This is a genomic window from Streptomyces durbertensis (genome assembly GCF_014156695.1).
GTDB classification, from domain to species: domain Bacteria; phylum Actinomycetota; class Actinomycetes; order Streptomycetales; family Streptomycetaceae; genus Streptomyces; species Streptomyces durbertensis.
In genome coordinates this window covers 1-614 of the sequence record NZ_WMLF01000913.1, presented here as the reverse complement: position 1 = coordinate 614, position 614 = coordinate 1, and the positions used below count along the sequence as shown (strand labels likewise).

Genomic DNA, 614 nt, shown 5'->3' with positions numbered 1-614 from the left:
CCCCCGGCCCCCGCGCCGAAGGCAAGGGCCTCCGCCCCACGCTGGCCATCCTCGCCGCCGAAGCGGCCGGCGCCCCGGCGGACGCCGCGATACCCGGCGCCGTCGCCGTCGAACTCGTGCACGTCTTCTCCCTGTTGCACGACGACATCATGGACGGCGACGAGAAGCGGCGGCAACGCGACACCGCCTGGCGGACCTACGGCACCGGCCCCGCAGTCCTCGCCGGCGACGCCCTGTTCGCACTCGCCGTCGAAACCCTCAGCACCGCCCCCGGCGCCCACGGCGCCACCGCACTGCGCCACCTCTCCCGCGCCCTGCGCGAACTCATCCACGGCCAGTCCGACGACCTCCTCTTCGAAACCCGCCCCTGGACCGGCCCCCGAGCCGTCTCCCTCACCGAGTACCGCCGGATGGCCGAACACAAGACCGGCTCCCTGCTCGGCTGCGCGACGGCCGTCGGCGCGACACTCGCCGGAGCCCCCACCCGCACCGTCACCGCCCTCGAACGCTTCGGCCGCCACCTCGGCGTCGCCTTCCAGGCCGTCGACGACCTCCTCGGCATCTGGGGCGACCCCGCGACCACCGGCAAACCCGTCCACAGCGACCTCCGCCAC

General features: G+C 74.8%; 1 protein-coding gene. It reads left to right on the top strand.

Annotated features, from left to right (window positions below; all coding sequences use genetic code 11):
* The coding region (locus GL263_RS27630; RefSeq protein ID WP_182858452.1) for a polyprenyl synthetase family protein at positions 1-614 on the top strand (614 nt) is incomplete at both ends.